This is a genomic window from Facklamia sp. HMSC062C11, from assembly GCF_001810675.1.
Taxonomy (GTDB): Bacteria; Bacillota; Bacilli; order Lactobacillales; family Aerococcaceae; genus Facklamia; species Facklamia hominis.
On the sequence record NZ_KV802377.1, the window covers coordinates 1 to 24711 of the forward strand.

The window sequence follows — 24711 nt, forward strand, 5'->3', positions numbered from 1 at the left end:
GTATTTTTGAGACTTGTGTCACAGCCTCTCTTAAATTCATTTACTATGAAATCCTGATTACATCATGCCACCCATTTGTGGTCCCGCAGGTTCAGGAGTATCTTTAGGGATTTCTGCAACAATCGCTTCAGTCGTTAATAGCAGAGCAGCAACTGAAGTAGCATTTTGTAAGGCAGAACGAGTGACTTTAGTAGGATCAACAATTCCTGCTTGAATCATATCTTCATACTTATCTGTAGCAGCGTTATATCCTGTACCTTTCTTTGCGTTGAGAACTTCGTTGACAACTACTGATCCTTCTTTACCAGCATTTTGAGCGATTTGACGAATTGGCTCTTCTAAAGCACGAGCAACAATTTTCACACCAGTTGCTTCATCATCAGTTTCAGTTTCAGTTGCTTCAACTTCTTGTTTGATGGTTAAGTATGCTGTACCCCCACCAGGAACAATTCCTTCTTCAACTGCTGCACGAGTTGCATTCAAAGCATCTTCAATTCTTAATTTAATTTCTTTTTGAGCGGTTTCGGTTGCAGCACCCACTTTGATCACCGCAACACCACCGGCTAATTTAGCGATGCGTTCTTGAAGTTTTTCCTTATCATAGCTTGAAGTGGTTTCTTCAAGTTGTTTACGTAACAATTTAACCCGTTCTTGAATTTTATCTGAATCTCCACCACCTTGGACAATGGTTGTGTTATCTTTTGTAACGGTCACTTTCGCAGTCTTTCCAAGATGATCAACCGTAGCATCTTTTAATTCGAAGCCTAATTCTTCAGAGATAACAGTTGCTCCCGTTAGAACAGCAATATCTTCTAACATTGCTTTACGGCGATCTCCGAATCCAGGTGCTTTTACAGCAACTACATTTAATGTACCACGTAATTTGTTCAACACCAATGTAGGTAAAGCTTCTCCTTCAACATCTTCTGCAATCATTAAGAGTGGACGACCTGATTGCATAATTGATTCAAGCAATGGCAAGATATCTTGAATATTAGAAATTTTACGATCTGTAATAAAGACATATGGATTTTCTAATTCCGCAACCATTTTTTCGTTATCCGTTACCATATATTGTGATAAATAACCACGGTCGAATTGCATACCTTCTACAACAGATAATTCAGTGTCAATCGTTTGTGAATCTTCAATAGTGATGACTCCATCATTACCTACTTTTTCCATCGCATCCGCAATCAATTCACCAATACGCACTTCACCCGATGAAACAGCTGCTACTTGAGCAATAGATTCTTTCGAAGAAACAGGTTGCGATAATTCTTTCAGCGCCTTAACTGCTGTTTGAGTCGCTTTATCAATTCCTCGGCGGATACCAATTGGATTTGCCCCTGCAGTAACGTTCTTCATTCCTTCGCGGGCAATCGCTTGAGTTAATACGGTCGCTGTTGTTGTTCCGTCACCTGCGATATCATTTGTTTTTGAAGCGACTTCTTGAACCAATTGAGCTCCCATATTTTCGTAACGATCTTCTAATTCGATTTCTTTAGCGATCGTCACTCCATCATTAGTAATTAATGGAGATCCATAAGTCTTATCTAAAACCACATTTCGTCCTTTAGGACCAATGGTTGTTTTAACTGTATTTGCTAAAATATCCACGCCTCGAAGTAAGGCTGCACGTGCATCTTCTGAAAATTTTAATTCTTTAGCCATAATCTCTCTCCTCTACTCTATTTGACTATTCAACAACTGCTAGAACTTCTTTAAGTTCAATAATAACAAAGTCTTCATTATTATCATTAACTTCTGTTGCTGCAAAAGACTTATAGATCACTTGATCGCCAACTTTAATACCGTCTTTTTCTTCAATTTCATTTCCTAAGGCAACTACTTGCCCGATTTGTTGTTTTTCTTGAGCAGCAGTTGGTAATACAAAGCCACTGGCTGTAGTTGATTCTGCTTCTTTGGCTTTTAATACAATACGTTTTGCTAATGGTTTTAACATTGTGTTCCCTCCATTTTTCATCCTTCATTCCAGGGTTAGCACTCTTAATCGCCAAGTGCTAACCTCTATCTTTATTATAGTAGATGACTTTCTAAAAAGCAAGGGAAATGTTTGCCCTTCTCTCCAAAGAAAAAAGACCCCGATCCTATGATCGCGGTCTCTCAATTTTTTAAGATTTCTCCCTACTTCGCTACTATTCCTGATCAATAAAATATATCAAGGTCTGCAACTCATTTGTTAAATCAACATTCTGAACCCGAACATGGTCAGGAACTTGAAAACGAAGTGGCGTAAAATTCAATACTCCCCTTATCCCTACTGCAATTAGGCGTTCCATCACTTGTTCAGCTACCTCTTGAGGAACCGTTAAAATCGCCACCTTCACTTGATTCTTCTTCAATTGTTCCTCCATCTCATCCATCGAGTAGATCGGAACTTGACCATGTTTACTACCAATAAGATCTGGGTTAATGTCAAAAGCCAATCCAATACGGACATTATTTGACTTGCGAAAATTATAGTTTAGCAAAGCATTTCCCAAAGATCCAACACCAATTAAAGCCGTCGTGATCAATTGATCCTGGTTTAGAGCCTTAGAGAAAAATTGCAATAAATATTCTACATCGTAGCCATAGCCTCTTTTGCCCAATGCACCAAAATATGAAAAATCCCTTCGAATCGTTGCACTATCTACTTTTACTGCTTCACTTAATTCAGAAGACGAAATTCTATCCTTGCCCGCATTATACAAGAATCGTAAATAACGGTGGTAAATTGGCAAACGTTTAGCTGTTGCCTTTGGTATTTTTTGAGTCATTGTTCGCCTCCATTCTGTTTTTTGATAAATCATCTTCATTTATTAACATTCTCTATTTATTAGTATATCATCATTTGACATTTCTGCCAATTTCAAATCATGCTTCTATCTAGTTAATCTATATGATTTTCGCGAAACATGGTATAATGAATCTTACTAGAAAGGATGACGGCGATGATTTTACTTCAAGCTCATGATGTCAGTCGGCGCTTTGGCGATGAAACTCTTTATGAAAAGGTTAATTTTTCAATTCAAGAAAGAGACCGTATCGCATTAGTCGGACGAAATGGAACCGGTAAATCGACCTTGCTTAAACAAATTATGGGACAAGAACCCATTAATAACGGTCACATCGCTAAAGCCAAGGGATTAAAAATCGGCTATTTAGAACAGCATGTCGCTCTCCATTCCCCCAAGTCCATTTGGGAAGAAATGGAAAGTGTCTTTAAAGATAAGTTACAACTACGAGAGCAAGCTATACAAGCCGCAGACGAAGTGAGTCTATTAGCTAAAGAAGGGCTTATCGACGATCCCCAATACCATGAAGCCCTAAAAAAATATGACCAACTCAATCTCGCTCTTGAAGAAAAAAATGCCTTTCAAATTGAATCCGACATCCGGACAGTCCTCCATGGTTTTGGTTTTACAGAAGAAGATTATGACCGTCCCATTCAAAGCCTCTCCGGCGGTCAAAAAACAAGGCTTGCTTTAGCGGCTATACTTCTCAAGGATTACGATTTACTGATTCTTGATGAACCCACCAATCATCTTGATATGGAAACATTGGCTTGGTTAGAGTCCTTCCTACAAACCTATCAAGGAGCCCTTCTAATTGTCTCTCATGATCGCTACTTCCTAGACAACGTGGTCAATCAGGTCTATGAATTACGTCACCAAGAGTTCCATCATTATAAGGGAAATTATAGTTACTATGTAGAAGAAAAAGCAACACGGCAAGCTAAAGAATGGAAAGAATACCTTAAACAACAAAGCCAAATCGCTAAACTAGAAGACTTTATTCAAAAGAATATTGTCCGCGCTTCTACGACCAAACGTGCCCAAAGTCGTCGGAAACAGTTAGATAAAATGCAGCGAATCGATAAACCTCTCCAGGACAAGCAAGCACCACGTATTCAATTTTCCACAATGAGTGAGTCTGGCGAACGGGTTATTGAATGCCAAGAGCTCGCCATTGGCTATCCGAATGTCCCTCCTCTCAGTCATGGGATCGACTTAGACTTACGCAAGCAAGATGCTATCGCCATTGTCGGCCCAAACGGAATTGGAAAATCGACCTTATTAAAAACCCTAATCGGTCAACTCCCCCCAAAAGCCGGGCAGGTTAATTTCGGTAGTAATGTTGACTACGGCTATTATGCTCAAAACGTCAATGCACTTGATGGTAATTTAACCGTTCTTGAAACCCTATGGCAGGCACACGATACAACCGATGAATGGAAAATCCGATCAATTCTAGCCTCTTTTCTCTTTGATTCAGATAGTGTGGATAAAAAAGTCAGCTTATTAAGCGGAGGAGAAAAGGCTCGCTTAGCCCTAGCCTTACTCGCTTGCGATCATGATAATACTTTGATTCTTGACGAACCCACCAACCACTTAGATATTGATTCAAAAGAGGTCTTAGAACAAGCCCTTATTGAATACGATGGCACTTTACTCTTCGTTTCACATGATCGCTACTTTATCAATCGCATTGCTTCAAAAGTTTTTGAACTTCATCCCGACGGAGGAACTCTCTACTTAGGTGATTTTGATTACTATATGGCAAAGAAAAAAGAACAAGCCGCCTTTCAGGAGAATAGCCAAAGTAAAGAGGCCTCACCTATCGCAAAACCCTCTAAGATAAATAGCTATGAAGAGAATAAACAACTTAAACGAGAGTACCGCAAATTATTAACTGCCGTGGAAGAAGCTCTCGAAGACAATGATCAACTTGAAGATGAAAAACAAAAACTTCACGAAAAGATGATCGAAGCCTCCCACGCTAATGATCAAGATCAACTTTTAAAACTCGACCAAGCTTTAAAACTTTGTCAAGATAATATTGATCAAGCGTTGGAAAAGTGGGAGACCGCGACTCTTGCGCTGGAAGATTTCGAAGCGGAAAACCCCGGATTGACTATCTAAAAAACGTTAACCCTCCTAACTTAGGGGGTTAACGTTTTTTATTGTAACTCACTTAAATTTCTTTTAATCTATCTCATCGCGGAAATCCATATCTGGTCGTGCATTTAGATCTAATCTTGAAAAATCTCCTGCTAAATATAATGGATAAGCTGCTGCTGCAATCATCGCTGCATTATCCCCGCATAAAGACAAAGGTGGAATCAACAGTTTTGTTTGAGGGTATTTTTCTCGGAATAAGCATTCAAGCGCTGAGCGCAAACCTGAATTAGCAGCTACGCCTCCTGCCAAAACAAATTGTTTTGCCGCGGGATTCATTGACATAGCTCGATCAACCTTGGTCAATAACACCTCTATTACCGCTGCTTGAAATGAGGCCGCTAGGTCTACAGAATTAACGCTTTGACCTCTTTGGTGAAGATTATGCACCGTATTCATGACTGCTGATTTCATCCCAGAAAAAGAAAAATCTAGAGAATCTTCTTCCAATAGGGCTCTTGGAATATCATAAAACTTAGCATCTCCCTCATGTGCCAATTGGTCTAAATGCTTACCAGCAGGATAGGGTAAATCTATCAACCGGCCTACTTTATCATAGGCTTCACCCACCGCATCATCCAATGTTTCTCCTAAAACTCGAAAGTCGTTATCATGTTCCATCCAAACTAACTCGGTATGTCCCCCACTTACAATCAGGGATAAAAGAGGATATTCCAAAGGATACACCAAGCGGCTTGCAAAAATATGCCCAGCTAGATGATTGACCCCAATTAAAGGCTTATCATATAGAAAGGCGAGGGTCTTAGCTGCGGTTATACCAACAAGTAACGGGCCCACTAAGCCAGGCCCTTGAGTCACAGCAATCGCATCCACTTTCTCCACACTATCTAATCCGGCTTTTTCTAAAGCCATGGTTAGGATTTGCGTGATCTGTTCTACATGGTGGCGACTTGCAACCTCTGGAACAACGCCCCCAAAGCGCATATGACTCTTCACCTGAGAAGCTACAATATTAGCTAATAATTCCTCCCCGTTTTTAACGATCGCCACACTTGTCTCATCGCAGGACGACTCAATTGCTAGAATTAATTGATCTTCTTTCATTTCAAGACCCCTTCCTCACTAAATCCAACTGCATCACCAAGGCATCATCCAATGGGCTTGTATAATAATCCTTTCGGCAAGCCAGCACATTAAAACAAGCCTGGTGATACAAGGATCGTGCTGCTAGATTTTGACGACGTACTTCAAGGTAAATCGATTGAACCGACTGATTCGTTAATTCATCCACCATGGCTTGCAGCAATCCTTTGGCAACCCCTTGTTTGCGACAACTAGGGTCTACAAAAATATATGTTATTTCTGCTTGATCAAGCACTTGGTGCCAACCACAATATCCCATTATTTTTCGATCCTCTATCGCCACAATTAAATGACTATAGTCTAAGGCTAGGTCTTCTTTAGTCATTGATGGTGTCCAAGAAAAGATCTGGTTGTTTTCTTCAATGTAGGTCTGAATCCACTGAGGAGGTTCTTGATAAAATATTTGAAACATACTGTATCTTCCTTACAAGAATCTTTTTAACAAGAGGGCTGTTTCACCATCATCGTAATAAAAGTTTTTTTTACCAATTTGCATAAAATCATGTTGGTAATAAAATTTTTGTGCCTGACTATTCGATTCTCGAACCTCTAAAGTTGTGTATTTTTTCCCCAAGTATCGACTAGCCTTTAACCAATACTCTAGCATAGAGTGACCCAAGCCTACACCCTGATATTCCGGTAACAGCAATAAATGACTGATGTGACTATAATCTTTCACAAATCGACCGGTGATCATCCCGACCAGAGGATAATCAGAATTCTTACTTTTTTCTAATACCAAATACACCAAATTTCGATTATACTTCCAATCACGCTCAAAGTCCTTCAAATCCCAAGCCAGATAACCCTGATACGCCTTCCCCTCCATCTCAACCATTTGCGGAAGATCTTCATAAGTCGCTAAACGCAATCTAATCATACTATCTTGCTGATTAGGTTTAGCAAGCTTATATACCATTTCTCCTTCTGCCATAGCTTTAATAGAAGCTTCCAAGGCTTTCATATGAGGGTGGTGAACCCCTTGGTTAAATTTAAAAAAATTATTAAGACAAGTCGGTTTCATCCGTTTGTTCCACATAACTTTCTTGTTCACTGGCACCTAATTCAACTGACCGTTTCTGAGCCCATTCTTGCTCAGCCAAGCTCTCATGCGCATAAAAAGGCACGAACAGATTTGGATCACTGACTAAGCTAGTCGGTAAAAATAGTAATCTTTGAAGAGTAACTAGTACTGAAGGTCCCTCAATGATTTGATAAGTTCCGTCCCATTCTAAGAGATGCTCATGAATAAGCGGAGTAAGGTCCCCCGCTTGATCAATGACCCAATAAATCCTACGGTAGTCTTTACCGTTCACTAACGGAAGCAATTGATCTTTTAACCAACATTCAAAATCAAAATGCCCTTCTTCGAGCATGGATTGTAAGTAGCCATCGCACCATGTATAAGCCCCAGCATAAACACTTTGCCTTCTAGCATTCATAATAGGTAATACTAAAGCCTGAGCATCATGATCTAAAATTTGACTAGCCATAGCGGCTAAACTGGAGAAAGAATATAGTTGAACCGACTTGGCGACCGCCCATGTTTTAGCAAAAGTTGCTCCAATCCGCATACCGGTGTAAGAGCCCGGACCTCTTCCAATATATAGAGCCTTAATCGATTCATGCGACCAGCCAGCATTCTTTATGAGCTGGTTCACCAAAGGAATCAGGGTTTGCCCATGTTGCTTTGATAATTGATAAGTTTGATCAAGTACCAGTTGATCATCTTGAAATAAAGCGAGCGATAAAGCATTGGTTGAGGTATCTACCGCTAAACTTTTCATGCTGACTTCCTTTCCAAATATACCGATTAATAGGCACGCGCTAACCAAACAGTTGCTTTAGCCGGCTTACCTGTCACAATACATTTTTCTTTTCTTGGTAAAGCGTGTTCTCCTTGGAAGTAGTGATCAAAAGGAATGTTTCGAGTCGTAAAACCGGTCAATTCCTTTATCTTAGCTTCGCTTTCTTCAGTTCCATCCCAACCGGCCAACACCCATCCTGCCGGCTCATTGTTTTCACGCTGCTTTTCAATATGAGCTTGAAGTTGGTCTAACGTCTCAATATCCGTGTAGATATTTTCTTGATTACGTTGACGGGCCTTAGTCAATAACCGTTCTTGCATTGCTGTCAATGAAGATTGTACCTGGTCTACCAAGTTTGCTAGATCATAGCTTTGTTTGTCAGCTTCATCACGGGCTTTCAAGACAAATTGGCCTTGTTCCAAATCCCTTGGACCGACTTCAATTCTTAAGCAAGCTCCTTTGAGTTCCCACTCATTAAATTTAAACCCAGCCGAATTATCCGAATCATCTAAGCTAGCACGAATACCCGCAGATTTTAATTCCTGTAAGAGTTCTTGCGCTTTTTCAGTTACTTCGGCCAACTTTTTCTTAGGTCCTACCGGAATAATAATCACTTGATGGGCAGCTACTGCTGGAGGCAATACCAAGCCCTGGTCATCTGAATGGGTCATAATCATTGCCCCAATCAACCGTGTTGAAATCCCCCAAGAAGTGGTATGACAATATACATGTTCATTATCACGATTTAAGTAGCGAATATTAAAGGCCTCCGCAAATTTCGTCCCCATATAATGCGAAGTACCCGCTTGAACCGCCTTACCATCTTGCATCATCGATTCAATTGAAAAAGTTTGAACAGCTCCAGCAAAACGTTCAGAAGGCGTTTTCTCTCCCTCAAAAACAGGCATAGCTAATAATTCTTCAGATAAATCACGATAAGCAGCTAACATCTTCATGGTACGCTGTCTAGCATCTTCCTCATTCTCATGAGCAGTGTGCCCTTCTTGCCATAAAAATTCAGAAGTTCTTAAAAACGGAAGCGTTCGTTTTTCCCAACGGAACACATTAGCCCATTGATTAATTTCATAAGGAAGATCCCGATAAGAATTAATCCAATTTGAAAAGGCATCCCCAATCATCGTTTCAGAAGTTGGACGTAGGGCCAGTCTTTCTTCCAACGCTTCACCAGCTGCCTCGGTTACCCAAGGTAATTCTGGGGCAAAACCTTCGATATGATCTTTTTCCCGTGTAAAGAAAGACTCAGGAATGAGCATTGGGAAATAAGCATTCCGAATCCCTTCAGCCTTTAATTTCTGATTGAAACATTCTTGGATATGTTCCCAAATCTCAAAGCCATTAGGCTTAAAGATCATACAACCCCTAACTGGTGAATAATCCATTAAATCTGCTTTTTGAATTGTCTGCAAATACCACTTTGAAAAATCTTCTTTTCTTGTTACCATTCTTTTCCCTCCAAAATAAAAAGACTGTCTTCATCCGATTAAGGACGAAGCACAGTCTTACTCCGCGGTACCACCTTAGTTGCATAATATGCCAGCTCTTAGCGATAAAGGGGCCACCTATATAAATAACACGTATAGCAGGTTCGATGGCAAAGAGGGGAGACACTCACATCAACTGCCTCTTGCTGACTCCATTTGACATCTACTAATCTATCCTCGTTCTTATTATAACAAGTTTAAGCAAATGAGCAAGTCTGATTGTCTAAGGATTAATAATAGCCGTACCTGCTTCATTAAGTTCATAATTCTTCAATAGACCTATGTCTGATAAAGGCCAATAAATGAAGTCCGCTTCTCCTAGGACATCCTCTGCATTAATGAAGCCAAAAGCTCTCCCATCAAGAGAATTACGTCGATTATCTCCCATCACAAATAATTTACCTTCAGGCACAGTGGCTTGACCAGTCAATGCTTCTAAAGAAAAATCCTGTGTAAAAACGTCGCCCTTTTCTTGGAAATATTCTGTAGCCTTTTGTTTAAGATAGGGCTCCTCCATAGCTTGGCCATTAATCACTAATTGGTCATTTCGGACTTCGATCGTATCTCCGGGCATCCCAATCACCCGCTTGACATAGAGACGAGGCTTCTCACCTTGGGCAGGCATCGGTTCTGGAAAAATAACCACATCAAACCGATCAATCGAGGCCAATTTAACCATCCATAGCTTCTGTCCATCTTCGAGTGTATGTTCCATCGAAGATCCATCTACTTGAAAAGGCTGTGCTACCCAATGATAAATTGCAAAGATTACTCCCATCCAAAGAACGAGATAAACTATCCAGGATAAAAGTTCTCTAAAAAATCCACTTGCCTTACTCATACCGTCCTCCTGACTCTAACCACCTATAATAAAATCATTTAGTCTAATCATACCGCTTTATAGTTTGAGAATCCAGTGAAAAATATGTGAAGACTTTATTCTAAATATCGGAAATTTACATAGACGCCTCTTTTATTTTAAAAAAGATGTTATAATAGTCCTAAGAAAACAAAAAAGAATAACGGAGGTATCTAATGAAAAAACAAGCTCCTCTAGCTAACCGACAATCACGCCGCTATCGTCATAAAAAGAAAAAAAGATTCTCATTCACGACCTTTATCGGAGTGCTTTTAATTCTTTTTGCCCTAGCCCTACTATCACTCAACCCGATTAAAAACTACCTCATTGCCAAGAACTCACAAGCGATCACGGCTTCCAGTTTAACGCGGGAACAAATTTTAGCTAATCAACAAAAAGATGTTACTTTCGACATCAATGAAGTCAGAGCTATCGATCCCATTGAAGTCATCACATCCGGAGTAAACCCTAAAAACCTCCCGGTCATTGGCGGTATTGCGATTCCTGATTTAAAGATTAATTTGCCCATTAATAAAGGAACAACCAATGCTGGTATGTATTATGGAGCCGGAACCCTAAGACCCGATCAAGTAATGGGACAGTCCAACTATATTTTATCAAGTCACCACTCCGTTAAACCAAACCTACTATTCGCCCCATTAATGCATGCCAAGGAAGGTCAATTAATCTATTTGACTGACTTAGATAAAATCTATGTCTACCAAACATACAACGTCATGACAGTTCATAAGACAACCACCGAAGTTCTTAACCCAACGAGTGAACCGATTGTCACTTTGATTACTTGTGATAGTCCCGACCTCACTGCTAACCGAGTAATCGTTCAAGGCAAGCTCATCAAAACCGTCGATATTAAAGACGCTGATGATGCAATGGTTAAAGCTTTTGATATGGATCAAACAATCTTTAAAGATTAATCGTTAGTAAAACAAAAAGAGCCTTTCGAGGCTCTTTTTTATACTTACTTCGAATTTTTCAAACTATCATTATCCATCACCATATCGATAGCTAGGATAACCGCTACCACAATAACAGGATCTAGTTCCTGATTTAAAATTGTCATTTCAAAGGTATCCGACCAAGCTAAAAACTGTTTATGAATCTTAGCTAAATCATTCCCCTTACGATCCTTCAAACGATAATCATGCTGCCAGAGATCCCCTTGCAGACGCCAATTCAATCGACTAATTTGATATTTTGGACGAAATAGCGACCATGTTTTCTTGACGGAGCAAAGATAACGCCCTTCGTAATAGACCTTCAATGTTGGAAAAATACTCAGAAGTTGCTGCTTCACGCTTACCAAAGGCTTACCACTTTTAACATCTACAATTTTCATCGACCGACCGATGGAAAACCACTTACTCTTAACGTGATAAACAGGCTTCTTCTGACGATCATAAACATCAAAATCTTCTTTTAAAGATAAGACTTTTTGCTTCACATATAGTTTCACTCTGTTTCCTCCTGTTTAAATCTGGAGCCAATAGGTCAAGTAGCCAAGCTCTAGTTCCTCAAATCAATTTATTTTCTGTTCTAATAGAATAAGTGTTCCCAGTATACCAAAATCTTACTCTAAAGCCAAAATAAAAGAGAGTCAAAGACCCTCTCTCAATCTTCTAATTATTAAACGAAATATGAACGTGATCAAAATGGTTTTGTGTAATTGATCCACGATCTTCCATCGGTTGCCATTGTCCATTAGTCCATGGTCCGTAAATACGTTGCTTCCAGATCACATAACTAATATTAGCACTTCCCATATTATTAATCGCTTCTTGAGCGATTTGATCACCTAATTCTGATGATACTGGTACCATCACATCAATCGCTAATCCTTTACCATGATCTCCTGGATCGCCAGGACGATAAGAACCGACTGTCAAACCGTAAGTATTGATAATATAGTCACGATATGCTGCTGTAGACGGTTGATCCATTCCATTAGCTGAATTCATGACAGGTGCTTGAGTTGTTGTCGTTGGTTCAACCGCTTGAGTCGTCGTTGTTGGTTCAACCGCTTGGGTCGTTGTTGTTGCTTCAACCAATAACTGAGTCGTTGTAGTCGACTCTACTGGGGCTTGGGCTGTTGTCGTTGACTCTTGACTAGTTGTAGTCATCGCCGCTGTCGTGGTTTTTGGCTCCTGTGCTTGAACTTGAACCGGTTCTTGCGTCGTAGTTAACTCGTTAACCACAACACTTGTTGTCGTTGGTTCAACCACTTGAGAAGTCGTAGTTACTTCTTGTGAAGTCGTGATCACTTCTTGACGCGTCGTTGCAAGTTCGGTAGTCTTTACAGGCTCAACGGTAGTTGTACTTGAAGTTTTTGTATCCGAAGATTGAAACTCCTCTGCCTTAACGGCATTCAACAGTACATTAGAAGAAGCGTTTGTTTTAGGCTCTAAAACACGACTACTTTCATCCGCTTTTTCTTTCTCAGGAACTCTATCAAGATCCGATGTTTTTTCAGAGGTACTTTCCTCTACAAGTTCGACCGTTACCTTTTTAATTGGGGTAATATTGACTGACCCCTTGGAAGATACCGCAGATTCCTTTGCCGCTTCTTCCGTGAACATTTCTTTACTCTCATGAGAGACCTCAGTCGTGCTCGAAGAGGATTCTAAAGCTGATGTCATCTCTTGCGCTTGAGGTACTTCGTTGAAACTAGATAAAATCGCATTGGAAGAGTCAATCACCCAATCATGCGCAGCAACCAACGCTGTAGGTACTGACAAGAGTAGTACTCCTGACACCAAGTAAGCTTTCTTTCTAAAATTCATTATATATGTCACTCTTTCTTTATTTTATTAACTGAAATTTTCCTAGATTCATCATATAGCTTTCCCAACTTAATCACAATAGATTTAGCAAGGCTTAAACAGATTGTAGTATGCCTGTTACACCATTGTCATAATCAAAAATCAAGAACCTTTTTCTTATATTATTTTTAAGAAATCGCTTTATTTTTTTACTTGCGAGAGCTTATTTTTGAGCTATAATAGAATCAATACATTAGAAAAGAGGACTACAAATATGGCTTGTACAACAATTTTAGTTGGAAAAAACGTTTCATATGATGGCTCAACACTGGTTGCACGTAATGAGGATTCTCCTTCAGGTGAATATACCCCTAAAAAGTTCATCGTCGTTCACCCTGAAGATCAACCAAAGACTTATCAATCAGTCATTTCAAAAGTTAAAATTCCCCTCCCAGAAAATCCTTTACGATATACTGCAATGCCAGACGGGTTAAGTGATAAAGGTATCTGGGCAGCATGTGGTATTAATGAAGAAAATATCGCCATGACCGCTACCGAAACCTTAACTAGTAATGAACGGGTTCTTGGAGCAGATCCGCTTGTGAAGTACCAAAAAGCCAGCAAGGATCACGCAGAGATTATTGGTGGTATCGGAGAGGAAGATATGGTGACTCTCGTCTTACCTTATATTCACTCTGCCCGCGAAGGTGTTGAACGATTAGGTCAATTATTAACCGAATATGGGACTTATGAAATGAATGGAATTGCCTTCCAAGATGTTCATGAAATTTGGTGGCTTGAAACGATCGGTGGCCATCACTGGATCGCTAAGCGTGTACCAGATGATGCCTACGTGGTCATGCCCAACCAATTAGGAATCGATGCTTTTGATTTAGATGACGCCTTTAGTGCTCAGGAAAATCATCTTTGTTCAAATGATTTAAGAGAATTTATTATAGACAATCATCTTGATCTCAGCCTCAATGGTCAGTTAAATCCTCGCGACGCTTTTGGCTCTCATTCGGATTCCGATCATATTTATAACACTCCTCGTGCATGGATCATTCAAAAATTCTTTAATCCGACTAGCTCAACTTGGACAGGTTGCCGTGCAGATTATAGTCCCATTTCCGACAATATCCCCTGGTCCCGTCAGCCCGAACGTAAAATAACGATTGAAGATATTAAATACACACTATCTCATCATTATCAAGGGACACCTTATGATCCATACGCTAAAGGAAATACTTCCTCCCCTTATCGTCCAATCGGGATTAATCGGAATAACTTCTTAGGAGTGACACAAATTCGTCCTTATAAAGATGAGGCAATCCAATCAATCGAATGGCTTGCTTTAGGGTCTAACGTCTTCAATGCGCTTATTCCATTTTATACAAACATTGAAAAGACCCCTGATTATCTAGCCAATATCAGCCAACGTGTTACCGCTGATAATTTCTACTGGGTAAATCGGATAATTGCAGCTCTTGCAGACGCTCATTTCGATGCTTGTATACCTGAAATTGGACGCTACCAAGAAAAACTTCAAGCCAAAGGACACGCTTTAATTACAAAAACGGATCAAGCCTATCAAGAAAAACCTCTCGTTGGAAATGCGCTTATCAAACTTCTTGAAGAAGCCAACCAATCTATGGCTGATATGGCTCAAGCCGATACGGATCAACTGCTTGCAAGAATTTTATATTTAGCAAGCAATGGCATGAAAAATGGTTTTTCGTTGTCAGATAATTAATTTCATCCATAAAGGACTGCCTATTGTCTTTCGACAGGCAGTCCTTTTATGCTACACTATGATAACTAACAAGCTAAGGAGTATGTTTATGCTTAAAGAGTTTTTGACAATTCGAGAAGGACAATGCAGTCAAAGTATCATCAAAAAGTCTTGTTTTATTTGTCATATTAAAACAACACTCTCCGTTGACGAAGCGAACCACTTTATTCGCGAAATAAAAAAGACCTACCCACAGTGCACGAATGCCTCTGCCTATATCGTTGGAGATAGTGGTGAAAACCAACGTGCTAGGGATAATGGCGAACCCTCTAACTCTGCAGGTCTGCCAATTTTAGAAGCACTAAAACTCTATCCAATTACCAACACAACAGCCGTTGTCTCTCGGGTTTTTGGAGGGCAACTATTAGGAATTCCGGGATTAAAACGAGCTTATGGTGGAGCTGTCAAAAAGGCCGTCGAAGAACTCGGTCTTGTCCAACAACGACTGCAAACAGGTATCCAAGTAAACTTGCCCTACCATTTTATTAATCAAGTAGAATATGAACTAAAAAATCAGAATTGGATTCATACTGAAGAAATTACCTACCAAGCCAATGTTCAAATACTCTGCTTCGTCGATCAAAAAAATAAGGACAAGTTTGTTCAATACTTTAAAGATTTAACGTTAGGGCAGGTTACTTTCTTAGAAACTAAAGAACGTTACATTGCCTATCCAGTGAGCTCCTTAGACTATTTGTGATAAGGCTGATGATTGACAATTCGGTAAGCTCGGTAAATTTGCTCTAACAAAACTAATCGCATCAATTGATGAGGTAAAGTTATTCGCCCAAATGAAACCCGCCAGTCCGCTTTCCTCTTCAAACTTTCCGCAAGCCCCAGTGACCCTCCAATCAAAAAACATAACTTAGACTGACCATAAGTTGCGTAATTTTCAATCTTGCTGGCTAACTCTTCTGAACTAATTAAATCTCCTTCAATTGCCAAAACAATCACTGTATGCTGATTAGAAATATAGTGATTAATTCGACTGGCTTCTACTTCTAATAGTTGGTCTATCTCTTTTTGACTCATCGACTCTGCAGTTGCTTCATCAGCAACCTCGTGGATTCGAACCTTCGCATAAGCCTGTAAACGCTTAAGGTACTCTTGAATTCCCTTATTGAGGTATTTTTCCTTAATCTTCCCTACAGCCACAATATCAATTTGCATCATATATAATACACCCCTTTTCTTGCACTTAAAGTCATCTTACCACAAGGACCATGACTAAATTAAATGCAATTCAAACAACAAAAACCGACTTTTTCCATATTCGCAATTTGATAAAAACTTTCAATGTAAATAACATATATAGAATAACATTTAAAAGCAGGGTATTAAAATATCAAAACGTTCAATTTTCTTTAGAAATATATCTGCCCAAATATAAAAAAAGATAAAGGGAGGGACTACACATCGATAGTCCTTCCCTCAAATTATAATCTGTCATATTTGAATGATCCATCAATCTATTTTAACTTTATAATAATCAGCTAAAATGGGCTTGTTTCTTCTTCTTCCTCTGGAGACATTAAGGGATTCGCTTCCTCATTCGAAATCGCAGAATCTAATTTAACATCCACTTCCATTTCTTCTTTACCTCTACGGATCTTTAATTTAATAGTATCTCCAACTTGATGTTGATAAAGAAGTTTACGCAAATCATTCGTCTTTTCAACTGCTTGACCGTCCACAGCTGTAATCAAATCATAAGCTTTAAGCCCTGCTTTATCAGCGGCACCACCACTAGCCACCTCGGTAATGAAAGCTCCATTAACATCCTCTTCATCCAATCCCATAACTTGAGCACGATAGTCCGGATGAACCACATCTAGACTCGTATAACTAATTCCTAAAGCCGGTCTAACTACCTGTCCCTTTGATTCCAACTGAGAAATGATATCAACAACATCGGACGAAGGAATCGCAAAGCCCATTCCCTCAACCCCAACTTTAGCTAATTTACTAGAATTAATTCCAATTAATTGGCCTGCAGAATTAATCAAAGCTCCTCCAGAATTTCCTGAATTAATGGCAGCATCCGTCTGTAATAAATTCATGTCCCAATCCGCTTGATGATCACCGTTGGTATCAACCGGCACAGAACGATTAACCCCTGAAATAATTCCCTTGGTCACCGATGACGCAAATTCCTTACCCATAGGAGATCCAATCGCAATTGCTGTTTGGCCCACCTGTATTTTGTTAGAATCGGCAAACTCTAAGGCCTTTGTCGCTACCGAAGCATCAATCGTTAATACTGCTAAATCTGATAAATTATCGCTACCAACTAAAGTGCCCTCCACAGTTTGACCATTCTTTAATTGAACATTTAATCCATCTGCTCCATCCACTACATGATGATTTGTCACGATATAGGCCTTACCGTCTTCAATCTTATAAATCACGCCTGAACCCTCCGCAACTAGCTGAAGGTCTTTTTCTTTTTGGTCAGGCATAAAGTACTGATGAGACTGAAAACCAGAAAAAGGACTCATACCAGAATACTGACTCACCTTTTGCATATTTCCAATTGATACAACCGCCTCAGAAGCAGTCTTAACTGTTTCAACAATTTTACTTTCTTCATCGGTCAACTTGGCAGGATCATTTACTTGCACAGTATTCGTGCCATTTTCTTGTGAAAAAATCGCTTGCTGATGAATGACACCCGTAGCTAATAAGAAAGCCAAGGCCGTCCCACTAACTCCCGTAAAGATTTTACGCCATAACAGAGTCTTCATTTCTTCATCTTTTTTTAATTCCATCTTATTGACTTCCTTTCCTTAACTTTACAATAGAGAGTATAACATCTGCTTATTAAGAAAGTATGAAATATCCACGCCAAAATTGCTACAAAATAACTAAAGAAAGCGAAATTTCATTGAAATAATGAATTTTCGCTTTAGTTTGATTATAATATTTGAATTTTAGTGGCAGATTCAGGGTCCGTCATAAATAATGTCAGATCCTTTTGTGTATCGATATCATATTGGTGAAGAATCCTTTCCATACTGGCCAACGCTAATTCTTTTCGATTATTTTCTTTGCTCAGATGGCCTAAATAAACAGACTTTGTACTTGAACCCATCATATTTTTAATAGCCAACGCACCGTCTTCATTCGATAGATGCCCTCGATCGCTTAAAATGCGCTGCTTTAAATGCCAAGGATACGCTCCGTAACGTAACAGTTCAATCTCATGATTGGATTCAATTAAATAAGCATCCGCATTAGATAGCTGACTTCTTAAAGCTTCAGATACATAGCCTGTATCTGTTAGCATAGCAAACTGTTTCTTGCCCTTTTGAAAGGCATAAAACTGAGGGCGCGCTGCGTCATGGCTTACTTCATAGGTTAATATATCGATATCCTTAAAAGAAATCATTTGATTAGGAGGAATAATTTTTTTATTAGCTGGATCGATCTGACCGATCATCCCTTCCATTGCTAACCACGTTTCCGCATTTGCATAAATAGGTAGATTATATCGTCGAGATAAGACTCCCACGCCATGAATATGATCTTTGTGTTCATGTGTTACTAAAATCCCATCCAATTGTCGAATATCTCTATGAATACTTTTAAACAGCATTTCAATCTTTTTACCAGATAGTCCAGCATCCACCAGTAAACGACACTGCTTACTTTCTATATAGGCACAATTACCACTCGATCCAGATGCTAATATTGAAAAGGCTAGACTGTCTGACTGAGTCATATCTGTCAAAATATCTTCTGGTGGAGCATATAATTGTTGCAATAAAGAAGTTTTATTAAATACCATTGTCAAAACTACACCTCATTATAACTATCCCATTTAAAAAGCTTTAAAATATTCAAACTGATCTATATATTCTTTTAAAGCAGGTATAAAAATTCCCGAAAGACTATCTGGAACACGATAAAGGTCCCCATTCAAACTATCGCCTTCCTCTTCTAATTGATTCAAGTTAAACTGACAAGTAAATGCTTTTTGTATTTGAGCCATCTTATTTAAACTAATTGCATAGGCGATATTTCTCTCCCACACTGCTAGATCACCATAAGCAGACAATTGATAATGACTAGCTTGGTTCAAAAATTGCCCATACGAACGCCAAACTGATGCTCGACGTTCTTCAAGATCTGTCGCAAAGGATCGCCGATAAACCAAGTATACTAGAAAACATAGTGCCATCCAATGTAAGATAAGAAGCACAATGGCTGCTGCAATTAGACCGTCTAAGGCATTTGCTAGCATAAATCCGATCGCCTTTACAGCACAAAAGAGACTAATAACAAACACGATTCCTATCATCAAAAATAATCGCTGCTTAATTCGACGATTTCGAGGTTTAGGTTGGTAAGATTTTAATTGAAGATTATTTTTAAATTTCTTCCAAGATTGTTTCTTGCTCTCTTTTAGGCTTGCATCCTGCTGAAAAAGATATAACAGCTGTTCTAAAGTCACTGTTTCTTTATCCTTCAAAGTAACTAAATCATAGGCCGTTTTTTCAAAAGGTGTTAGAGTCTGTAAAGATAGGTTATAAGGCGATTTAGTGAATGCAAGGGTATAGCCCGTTCGATTTTTTGAAAATGTCCGCTTACTCAATCGAACTGGCAAAATTTTTAAATAGCCTTTACTCCCTAGACTCAGCAAACAGGCTGCTAAGTCATTACTATCGATGTCCTGATAAAAAACACTTTTCTTTACCAAACTAGGCACAATCTCTTCTGGGGGAAATGGAATAAAGTTTGTTTTTTCCCCATTCGAGTGGGTTGATAGATGGCTAAATTGATACACATAATAAGCTAAACCCAAGCTAGGAAGAAGTGGTAAAGCAAGCAAAGCTAACACATAAAAGAACTTTTGACGGTTTTGCGAACGTAATCGTGCTTGTTCTTGCCGAGTCCAAGCACTCTCCTGTTGGTCAATGGTATCCATCATCATTTGGTCCACTTGATTTGGATTCGACGGAAACAAATCTAAAGGCATGGCTACGTGTATCTTTAAATCCGACTTTGCACTTCGATCCTTAATAACATTAACATGAATACTATAGGAATCCTGATTCTCAGTTTTTCGAAGCTGATTAGCTTGGCCATACGTCCAAACCTTAATCTTAGGTGATAAGTTTTGGCTTTTGGGTAATTCTAAAGTTAATTCTGCATGACTATCTGGCTCTGTTGATAAAAGAGGCCAACTTCCTTCATAAAAAGAAAGATCTAGATAATTAGCCACTTGCTGATCTAATTGATAATCCACTACTATTGTTTCAATCGCTTGATTAGGGTCCAATGTGACTTGTAACCCCACATGATCATCCTCTGATTTAACAAAAAAGGAATTAATAGTTCCGCTTGCCGTCTCTGTTAGTGGAAGGAGTCGATGATCCGCCTGATAGACAACCCCGACGGAATAAGAAGCAAACTTCGCCCCCTGTGTTCGTATTGGAAGCTTTATTTTTTGCAAAGAGGCTCCTTTATAATCCGCCTCTATATGAACAAAAATACGTCCTGTATCTTCCAACCGTGCATAAATTGTTTCATTCGTTGAAATACCCTTTTGTGTTTCCTCAGCATAAATAGGAATAGTCATGACAAAGCTCATCCCTATCCCGATGAATACGCTAAATAAAGCCACTAATTTGAACCAGTAATTTTTTTTATTTTTGGCTACACCCACATAGTCCATCATTTTCATCCTTTTATGTTCAATTTTCATTTTTAGAAGATACATCATTATTAATTACTTGTTAGCGATTTGACCTCAACCACTTTCCCCCTTAACGCATCTACCAGAATCGACTGCGTTTGACTACTTTCTCGTCTAAAATAGATGATCTCCCAGGCAGGGGTATATATCTTAAAGTTTTGCGTATTAACTGATTGATAATACGACAATGACATGGATATGATCGTTGAATCATTGGGTAAAGTCGTATCAATCCTATTTTGAATAACCTCCAAAGCTTCGTGAGAAGAGATCAAACGTTTTGGTGCCTCCAAAACGCGTGGGTTTGCTTGAAAACTTTGAATATAGGATTGCAGCCGATAGTCATCATCTAACAAAAGTCGCAACTCTGCTGTTCCATCCGAAATTGGGATCACTTGATTATCGGAATTTTCAGTCGATAAATCGACCACCATTCGAACACTAATCATATTATCCTGCGGTGAATACCAATGATTCAAATACTTAGCTCCTTGGATAAAATACTTAGGATTTGACAAAATATGTTCCCAAATCCAAGTAAAATCTTTTTGACTTAGAATTTTATTATCTTCTCCTAGAGAAATATCCAAATCTAAGGGATGCGTAAACTGACTTGTTAAAACACCTTCAGGAGTCAATGAAAAGCTTTGGTTTTCTAACTGTTCACTAGCTTCTTTTAATTCATCGTTACTATCTACCTTAATAATTGGCAACTCAGGATGTTCGTCATTAATATGAACTCTTTCGCTCAAAACGATCCCTCTTGAACGAATTTCTTGCAAAGTATTCACCTGAGCTGTCGCATTATGCGAAGTTTGATTAAAGGGACTTTTTTCTGAAAGCAGATAAAACAGATAAATATCAAACATCACAAAAAATACCAATAATAAAATTTGAATCCGTTTAAAGTCCATCTGTTTCCTTCCTTTCAATTCAGTTTACCGAATCTGTCTCACTCGGTTTTTTAGCTAAATCCTCACGAACAAAGCCATTTTTAATTTGATCAATCGAATAGACCCTATTTCCAACGATAAAAAACCATTTCGGAACCAACTCAACCTTTTTGAAATTTTCCATATTCGCTTGCCATTCAAAGCCCAATACTACTTGATTAAACTGTGAAAACTTTAATCCCGCTTTATCTAAAAGCGCCTGGATTTCCGCACCAGTTTCTATATCGACCGGTCGAGATTGGTCATCCACATTTACTCCTAAAGTTAATATAGGCAATTGAAGTTGATTTAAACTAATTCGCTTCACATGATTTGTTAACGAGATTTTTACTGCTCCGTAATCCACGTGATCTCCTTGAGGGAAAATAGGCAACCCTCCTAGATAACGTCGATATACAATTTGATGTTGATTTTCACTAAAAACACGTAACCCTTGCCGCCAATACTCAAAATTCTTCAAAACCTTTAAACTCTCTTTTAATTTTGTTTCCAAATTAATATCATACAAATCTTTTTGAGTCATTTGATTATTATAATTCTCATTTTGAGACATAATCAGAATATTGGTCTTGTCATCAATCATCAAGTTTTTATTGTAATTATGGTATAAACGCGTATGCTCTTCTTGAGATTCGGTAATGTCAAAGTTCTCTCCCTTAAACACTGGGTTAATGAATAAATTTTCTGGAATTTTCTCCAATGTATAAACCTGACTAGGAGAGGTTAAATGCTGTTTAGGTAAATAAACACTATCACGATTAATTGCGTATTCGTCAACCATAACCGCTTGATCTAAAGTCTTGTCGACGCGCCCTAAAAATTCATCGCTCATTTTTTGAGGATCATATTTGCCTTCCAGATAAGCCTTATTAATTGAATCGACTAAATATACCTTATGGTCTTTATCACGACTCAAAACAATCCGATTGATAGCAAATTGGTGGTTGGTGTCTATAGGGATTTTAACCCACTTTGCAAAAAAGGCTAACGGCATTTTGTTTGGAAAGATAAATTGAACATGATTTTTACTCAAATGTTCGTTCAACTCAATTGCATCAATTCGAGCTTGCTTTTGAGTAATTTCCATAAAGGGTTGATTGAAAACATCTTTTAATAGCTCTTCTAATATATGTTGTGGCAACCAGTATAGTTGACCTTCTTGGTTGACTATAATCTGACAAGGGGCCAATACCTGATCCATGGTCGGCTCTACTGTACGATAATAGTTTGTTTCCGACGGATGATTTTCATCAATAAGCTTGGTTTGCTGATCAATGTTGGTAAATTGTTGATACAAATTGTAAAGAGCTCTCGCATCAATAAGTAAATAGGTTAATAATAAATTGAGAATAAAGCATATAACTAGAAAGAAACTAATCCAGGATTTGTTTTTCATACCATATCCTCCCAATCATCATCGATCGTTATATCATTATAGGGAAGTGCAAATGAGAAAGTTGATCCTTTATTCTCTTCACTCTCAACCCAGATGCGGCCACCATGCAGTTCGATAACCTCCTTGGAAATTGCTAACCCAAGACCTGTTCCGCCTTGTTGGCGCGATCGAGCTTTATCTACTCGATAGAAGCGATCAAACACATACGGTAGGTCCTTCTGTGCAATCCCCATTCCCTGATCAGTGACACTTAAGATGACAAAATCCCGATCATCTGCGAGTGTAACAGTAATTTTTCCCCCTTCTGGCGAATATTTCATGGCATTGTTCATAAGATTATCAACCACTTGGGTGATTCGATCTTGATCGATTTCTACATAGATCTGTTTAGGCGTAAATTGCCGAACAATCTGATACTTATTCTTTTGGGGAGCACTGTCAAGTGTAAACTCTACTCGGTCAAGAATATAGTTGAGCAAGGGCTTCAAATCGACAAATTCATAATTCAACTTGATCTGTCCGCCATCCATCTTCGACAGATCCAATAAGTTTCCAATCATTCGAATCATACGATTACTCTCAGACTGAATCACTTCTAAAAACTCCGGTGCAATGGTAGCATCTTTCCAAGCCCCATCCACTAATGCTTCTGAATAAGACTTGATCGATGTCAATGGAGTCCGCAATTCATGGGAAACATTCGAAACAAAGTCACGGCGCTCTTGCTCGTTCTTCTCTTGTTCCGTAACATCTTGAACTACACAAACTAACCCTGTCACAAATCCCGTTTCACGACGAATAATGGAAAATTCGCATTTTAAAATTGAAGTCTGTTCTTCGATAGTCTTATATACTAGTACTTCATGATCTTTTTTTAAGAATTGTGTCAATTTATAGTCCTGATCGATACCGAGAATCTTTAAAATCGGTTGACCGATAGCTTCATTTTGATACAAATTCAACAAACGCAAAGCCCGTTCATTTACCAATAATATATTCCCTCGTCGATCCGTTCCAATCACACCATCCGTCATATGACGTAAAACCCCATCTAAGCGTTGTTTTTCAGATTCAATAGACTCTTGACCATCACGTACACGGACGGCTAACTCATTAATGGTCATAGCTAATTCACCAAGTTCATCCTGTCCATAAACTTGAGCTGGAAAGTCATATACTCCTTCAGAAATTCTCACCGCTTGCTGACGCATATTTTCAATGGGAGTTGTAATCCCCTGGGAAAGTACAAAGGACAAGACAAAGCCAGCTACAATCGCAATTAAAATAGCCCTTAAAAAGAGCTCTGTAATATCTTGTCGTTGCTCATTAAGACGATCCATCTCTGCTTGCACATAAATTACCCCTAGTAAACGCCCCTCTCCGTCGTCCTTCGACAACAGTGGTTTTACCAAGGTATAAGGTCGATGTAAACTAATAAATTGATCATCCTCAATTGACCGACGGTTAATCAGGACATTTCTAACCATTTCATCATTCGTTCGTGTTCCAACAGCGACTCTTTCTGCTAAGTCATTACTAGCTAAAAGATAATCTTGCGAATTGATGATCTGAATTTTTGTAGGGTAAGTTGAATTGAAAGAATCCAGCGCCTGATTCAAGCGCTGGTTTTTTTGACCTGTAGAGAGATCTTCGGTTTGTAGGATAGGTACAACATTCGAAGAAAGGAAATCTACCTGAGTATTTATTTGTTCTTTCATTGTAGCAACCGTTTGAGTTTCCAATTGTTCAATAAAATAGATGGAAATAAATTGAAAAACAATGAATAAAATAACCACAAATAAGAATGGAATCTTAACATAAATCGATTGTAAAGCTGAAAAAGATCGCTTCATAG

Annotated in this window: 22 protein-coding genes; 4 read left to right on the top strand and 18 right to left on the bottom strand. The window is 38.8% G+C overall.

What is annotated here, in order from left to right; translation table 11 throughout:
- Positions 1-57 precede the first annotated feature (57 nt).
- The 3 genes from groL to HMPREF2758_RS00910 form a co-directional block, all read right to left on the bottom strand.
- Positions 58-1674: a chaperonin GroEL gene (gene groL, locus HMPREF2758_RS00900; RefSeq protein ID WP_070608578.1), complete on the bottom strand. Its 1617-nt coding sequence runs from the start codon at positions 1672-1674 to the stop codon at positions 58-60.
- 25 nt (positions 1675-1699) lie between these two features.
- Positions 1700-1966 (bottom strand): co-chaperone GroES, encoded by a 267-nt coding sequence (locus tag HMPREF2758_RS00905; RefSeq protein WP_006908335.1) that lies wholly within the window; start codon positions 1964-1966, stop codon positions 1700-1702.
- 193 nt (positions 1967-2159) lie between these two features.
- Positions 2160-2783, bottom strand: coding sequence for a redox-sensing transcriptional repressor Rex (locus tag HMPREF2758_RS00910; protein WP_070608579.1), 624 nt, complete (start codon positions 2781-2783; stop codon positions 2160-2162).
- Positions 2784-2957: 174 nt separating this feature from the next.
- Between HMPREF2758_RS00910 and HMPREF2758_RS00915 the strand changes: the two genes are divergently transcribed.
- Complete coding sequence (locus tag HMPREF2758_RS00915) at positions 2958-4928, top strand: ABC-F family ATP-binding cassette domain-containing protein (protein WP_070608580.1); 1971 nt, start codon at positions 2958-2960, stop codon at positions 4926-4928.
- Positions 4929-4991: 63 nt separating this feature from the next.
- Here HMPREF2758_RS00915 and tsaD read toward each other — a convergent pair whose 3' ends face one another.
- From tsaD to lepB, 6 genes are all read right to left on the bottom strand, one after another.
- Positions 4992-6029: a tRNA (adenosine(37)-N6)-threonylcarbamoyltransferase complex transferase subunit TsaD gene (gene tsaD / locus HMPREF2758_RS00920; protein WP_006908338.1), complete on the bottom strand. Its 1038-nt coding sequence runs from the start codon at positions 6027-6029 to the stop codon at positions 4992-4994.
- Position 6030: 1 nt separating this feature from the next.
- Positions 6031-6480 (bottom strand): ribosomal protein S18-alanine N-acetyltransferase, encoded by a 450-nt coding sequence (gene rimI / locus HMPREF2758_RS00925; RefSeq protein WP_006908339.1) that lies wholly within the window; start codon positions 6478-6480, stop codon positions 6031-6033.
- Positions 6481-6492: 12 nt separating this feature from the next.
- Complete coding sequence (locus tag HMPREF2758_RS00930; RefSeq protein ID WP_070608582.1) at positions 6493-7092, bottom strand: GNAT family N-acetyltransferase; 600 nt, start codon at positions 7090-7092, stop codon at positions 6493-6495.
- Positions 7073-7855 (bottom strand): tRNA (adenosine(37)-N6)-threonylcarbamoyltransferase complex dimerization subunit type 1 TsaB, encoded by a 783-nt coding sequence (tsaB, locus tag HMPREF2758_RS00935; protein WP_070608585.1) that lies wholly within the window; start codon positions 7853-7855, stop codon positions 7073-7075. Before tsaB ends, HMPREF2758_RS00930 begins: the two co-directional genes overlap by 20 nt.
- A 26-nt stretch (positions 7856-7881) precedes the next feature.
- The gene (gene proS / locus HMPREF2758_RS00940; RefSeq protein ID WP_006908342.1) at positions 7882-9339 is read right to left on the bottom strand and encodes a proline--tRNA ligase; all 1458 of its coding nucleotides are present in this window, start codon (positions 9337-9339) and stop codon (positions 7882-7884) included.
- A 262-nt stretch (positions 9340-9601) separates the two neighbouring features.
- The gene (lepB, locus tag HMPREF2758_RS00945) at positions 9602-10219 is read right to left on the bottom strand and encodes a signal peptidase I (protein WP_006908343.1); all 618 of its coding nucleotides are present in this window, start codon (positions 10217-10219) and stop codon (positions 9602-9604) included.
- Positions 10220-10413: 194 nt separating this feature from the next.
- Here lepB and HMPREF2758_RS00950 point away from each other — a divergent pair, with 194 nt between their 5' ends.
- A complete protein-coding gene (locus HMPREF2758_RS00950; protein ID WP_070608586.1) occupies positions 10414-11175 on the top strand; it encodes a class A sortase in 762 nt (253 codons plus the stop codon).
- Positions 11176-11219: 44 nt separating this feature from the next.
- Here the strand turns inward: HMPREF2758_RS00950 and HMPREF2758_RS00955 are convergent, their stop codons facing one another.
- Both HMPREF2758_RS00955 and HMPREF2758_RS00960 read right to left on the bottom strand, forming a co-directional pair.
- The gene (locus tag HMPREF2758_RS00955; protein ID WP_070608588.1) at positions 11220-11714 is read right to left on the bottom strand and encodes an LURP-one-related/scramblase family protein; all 495 of its coding nucleotides are present in this window, start codon (positions 11712-11714) and stop codon (positions 11220-11222) included.
- Between the two features lie 163 nt (positions 11715-11877).
- Entirely contained in the window at positions 11878-12993 is a 1116-nt protein-coding gene (locus HMPREF2758_RS00960) for a VldE C-terminal domain-containing protein (RefSeq protein WP_246823117.1), read from the bottom strand.
- 298 nt (positions 12994-13291) lie between these two features.
- On the opposite strand from HMPREF2758_RS00960, the gene HMPREF2758_RS00965 reads away from it, so the two are divergent.
- Positions 13292-14770 (top strand): C69 family dipeptidase, encoded by a 1479-nt coding sequence (locus HMPREF2758_RS00965; protein WP_070608592.1) that lies wholly within the window; start codon positions 13292-13294, stop codon positions 14768-14770.
- Positions 14771-14858: 88 nt separating this feature from the next.
- Positions 14859-15509: an IMPACT family protein gene (locus tag HMPREF2758_RS00970; protein WP_070608594.1), complete on the top strand. Its 651-nt coding sequence runs from the start codon at positions 14859-14861 to the stop codon at positions 15507-15509.
- Here the strand turns inward: HMPREF2758_RS00970 and rlmH are convergent.
- The 7 genes from rlmH to walK form a co-directional block, all read right to left on the bottom strand.
- Positions 15500-15982, bottom strand: coding sequence for a 23S rRNA (pseudouridine(1915)-N(3))-methyltransferase RlmH (gene rlmH / locus HMPREF2758_RS00975; protein WP_006908349.1), 483 nt, complete (start codon positions 15980-15982; stop codon positions 15500-15502). The genes HMPREF2758_RS00970 and rlmH overlap by 10 nt on opposite strands.
- 320 nt (positions 15983-16302) lie before the next feature.
- Positions 16303-17577, bottom strand: a complete 1275-nt coding sequence (locus HMPREF2758_RS00980) for a S1C family serine protease (protein WP_006908350.1) — start codon at positions 17575-17577, stop codon at positions 16303-16305.
- A gap of 146 nt (positions 17578-17723) precedes the next feature.
- A complete protein-coding gene (locus HMPREF2758_RS00985; protein WP_006908351.1) occupies positions 17724-18602 on the bottom strand; it encodes an MBL fold metallo-hydrolase in 879 nt (292 codons plus the stop codon).
- 27 nt (positions 18603-18629) lie between these two features.
- Complete coding sequence (locus tag HMPREF2758_RS00990) at positions 18630-20390, bottom strand: DUF2207 family protein (RefSeq protein WP_246823135.1); 1761 nt, start codon at positions 20388-20390, stop codon at positions 18630-18632.
- 146 nt (positions 20391-20536) lie between these two features.
- A complete protein-coding gene (gene yycI, locus HMPREF2758_RS00995; RefSeq protein ID WP_006908353.1) occupies positions 20537-21421 on the bottom strand; it encodes a two-component system regulatory protein YycI in 885 nt (294 codons plus the stop codon).
- Positions 21422-21440: 19 nt separating this feature from the next.
- A complete protein-coding gene (gene yycH, locus HMPREF2758_RS01000; RefSeq protein ID WP_070608597.1) occupies positions 21441-22856 on the bottom strand; it encodes a two-component system activity regulator YycH in 1416 nt (471 codons plus the stop codon).
- Positions 22853-24709: a cell wall metabolism sensor histidine kinase WalK gene (gene walK, locus HMPREF2758_RS01005; RefSeq protein ID WP_006908355.1), complete on the bottom strand. Its 1857-nt coding sequence runs from the start codon at positions 24707-24709 to the stop codon at positions 22853-22855. Before walK ends, yycH begins: the two co-directional genes overlap by 4 nt.
- Between the last annotated feature and the right edge of the window lie 2 nt (positions 24710-24711).

Bases quoted from the DNA above. Each gene is read 5' to 3' on its own strand.
- groL (WP_070608578.1), bottom strand. From the start codon at position 1,674: ATGGCTAAAGAATTAAAATTTTCAGAAGATGCACGTGCAGCCTTACTT.
- HMPREF2758_RS00905 (WP_006908335.1), bottom strand. From the start codon at position 1,966: ATGTTAAAACCATTAGCAAAACGTATTGTATTAAAAGCCAAAGAAGCA.
- HMPREF2758_RS00910 (WP_070608579.1), bottom strand. From the start codon at position 2,783: ATGACTCAAAAAATACCAAAGGCAACAGCTAAACGTTTGCCAATTTAC.
- HMPREF2758_RS00915 (WP_070608580.1), top strand. From the start codon at position 2,958: ATGATTTTACTTCAAGCTCATGATGTCAGTCGGCGCTTTGGCGATGAA.
- tsaD (WP_006908338.1), bottom strand. From the start codon at position 6,029: ATGAAAGAAGATCAATTAATTCTAGCAATTGAGTCGTCCTGCGATGAG.
- rimI (WP_006908339.1), bottom strand. From the start codon at position 6,480: ATGTTTCAAATATTTTATCAAGAACCTCCTCAGTGGATTCAGACCTAC.
- HMPREF2758_RS00930 (WP_070608582.1), bottom strand. From the start codon at position 7,092: ATGAAACCGACTTGTCTTAATAATTTTTTTAAATTTAACCAAGGGGTT.
- tsaB (WP_070608585.1), bottom strand. From the start codon at position 7,855: ATGAAAAGTTTAGCGGTAGATACCTCAACCAATGCTTTATCGCTCGCT.
- proS (WP_006908342.1), bottom strand. From the start codon at position 9,339: ATGGTAACAAGAAAAGAAGATTTTTCAAAGTGGTATTTGCAGACAATT.
- lepB (WP_006908343.1), bottom strand. From the start codon at position 10,219: ATGAGTAAGGCAAGTGGATTTTTTAGAGAACTTTTATCCTGGATAGTT.
- HMPREF2758_RS00950 (WP_070608586.1), top strand. From the start codon at position 10,414: ATGAAAAAACAAGCTCCTCTAGCTAACCGACAATCACGCCGCTATCGT.
- HMPREF2758_RS00965 (WP_070608592.1), top strand. From the start codon at position 13,292: ATGGCTTGTACAACAATTTTAGTTGGAAAAAACGTTTCATATGATGGC.
- HMPREF2758_RS00970 (WP_070608594.1), top strand. From the start codon at position 14,859: ATGCTTAAAGAGTTTTTGACAATTCGAGAAGGACAATGCAGTCAAAGT.
- rlmH (WP_006908349.1), bottom strand. From the start codon at position 15,982: ATGATGCAAATTGATATTGTGGCTGTAGGGAAGATTAAGGAAAAATAC.
- HMPREF2758_RS00980 (WP_006908350.1), bottom strand. From the start codon at position 17,577: ATGGAATTAAAAAAAGATGAAGAAATGAAGACTCTGTTATGGCGTAAA.
- HMPREF2758_RS00990 (WP_246823135.1), bottom strand. From the start codon at position 20,390: ATGACTATTCCTATTTATGCTGAGGAAACACAAAAGGGTATTTCAACG.
- yycI (WP_006908353.1), bottom strand. From the start codon at position 21,421: ATGGACTTTAAACGGATTCAAATTTTATTATTGGTATTTTTTGTGATG.
- yycH (WP_070608597.1), bottom strand. From the start codon at position 22,856: ATGAAAAACAAATCCTGGATTAGTTTCTTTCTAGTTATATGCTTTATT.
- walK (WP_006908355.1), bottom strand. From the start codon at position 24,709: ATGAAGCGATCTTTTTCAGCTTTACAATCGATTTATGTTAAGATTCCA.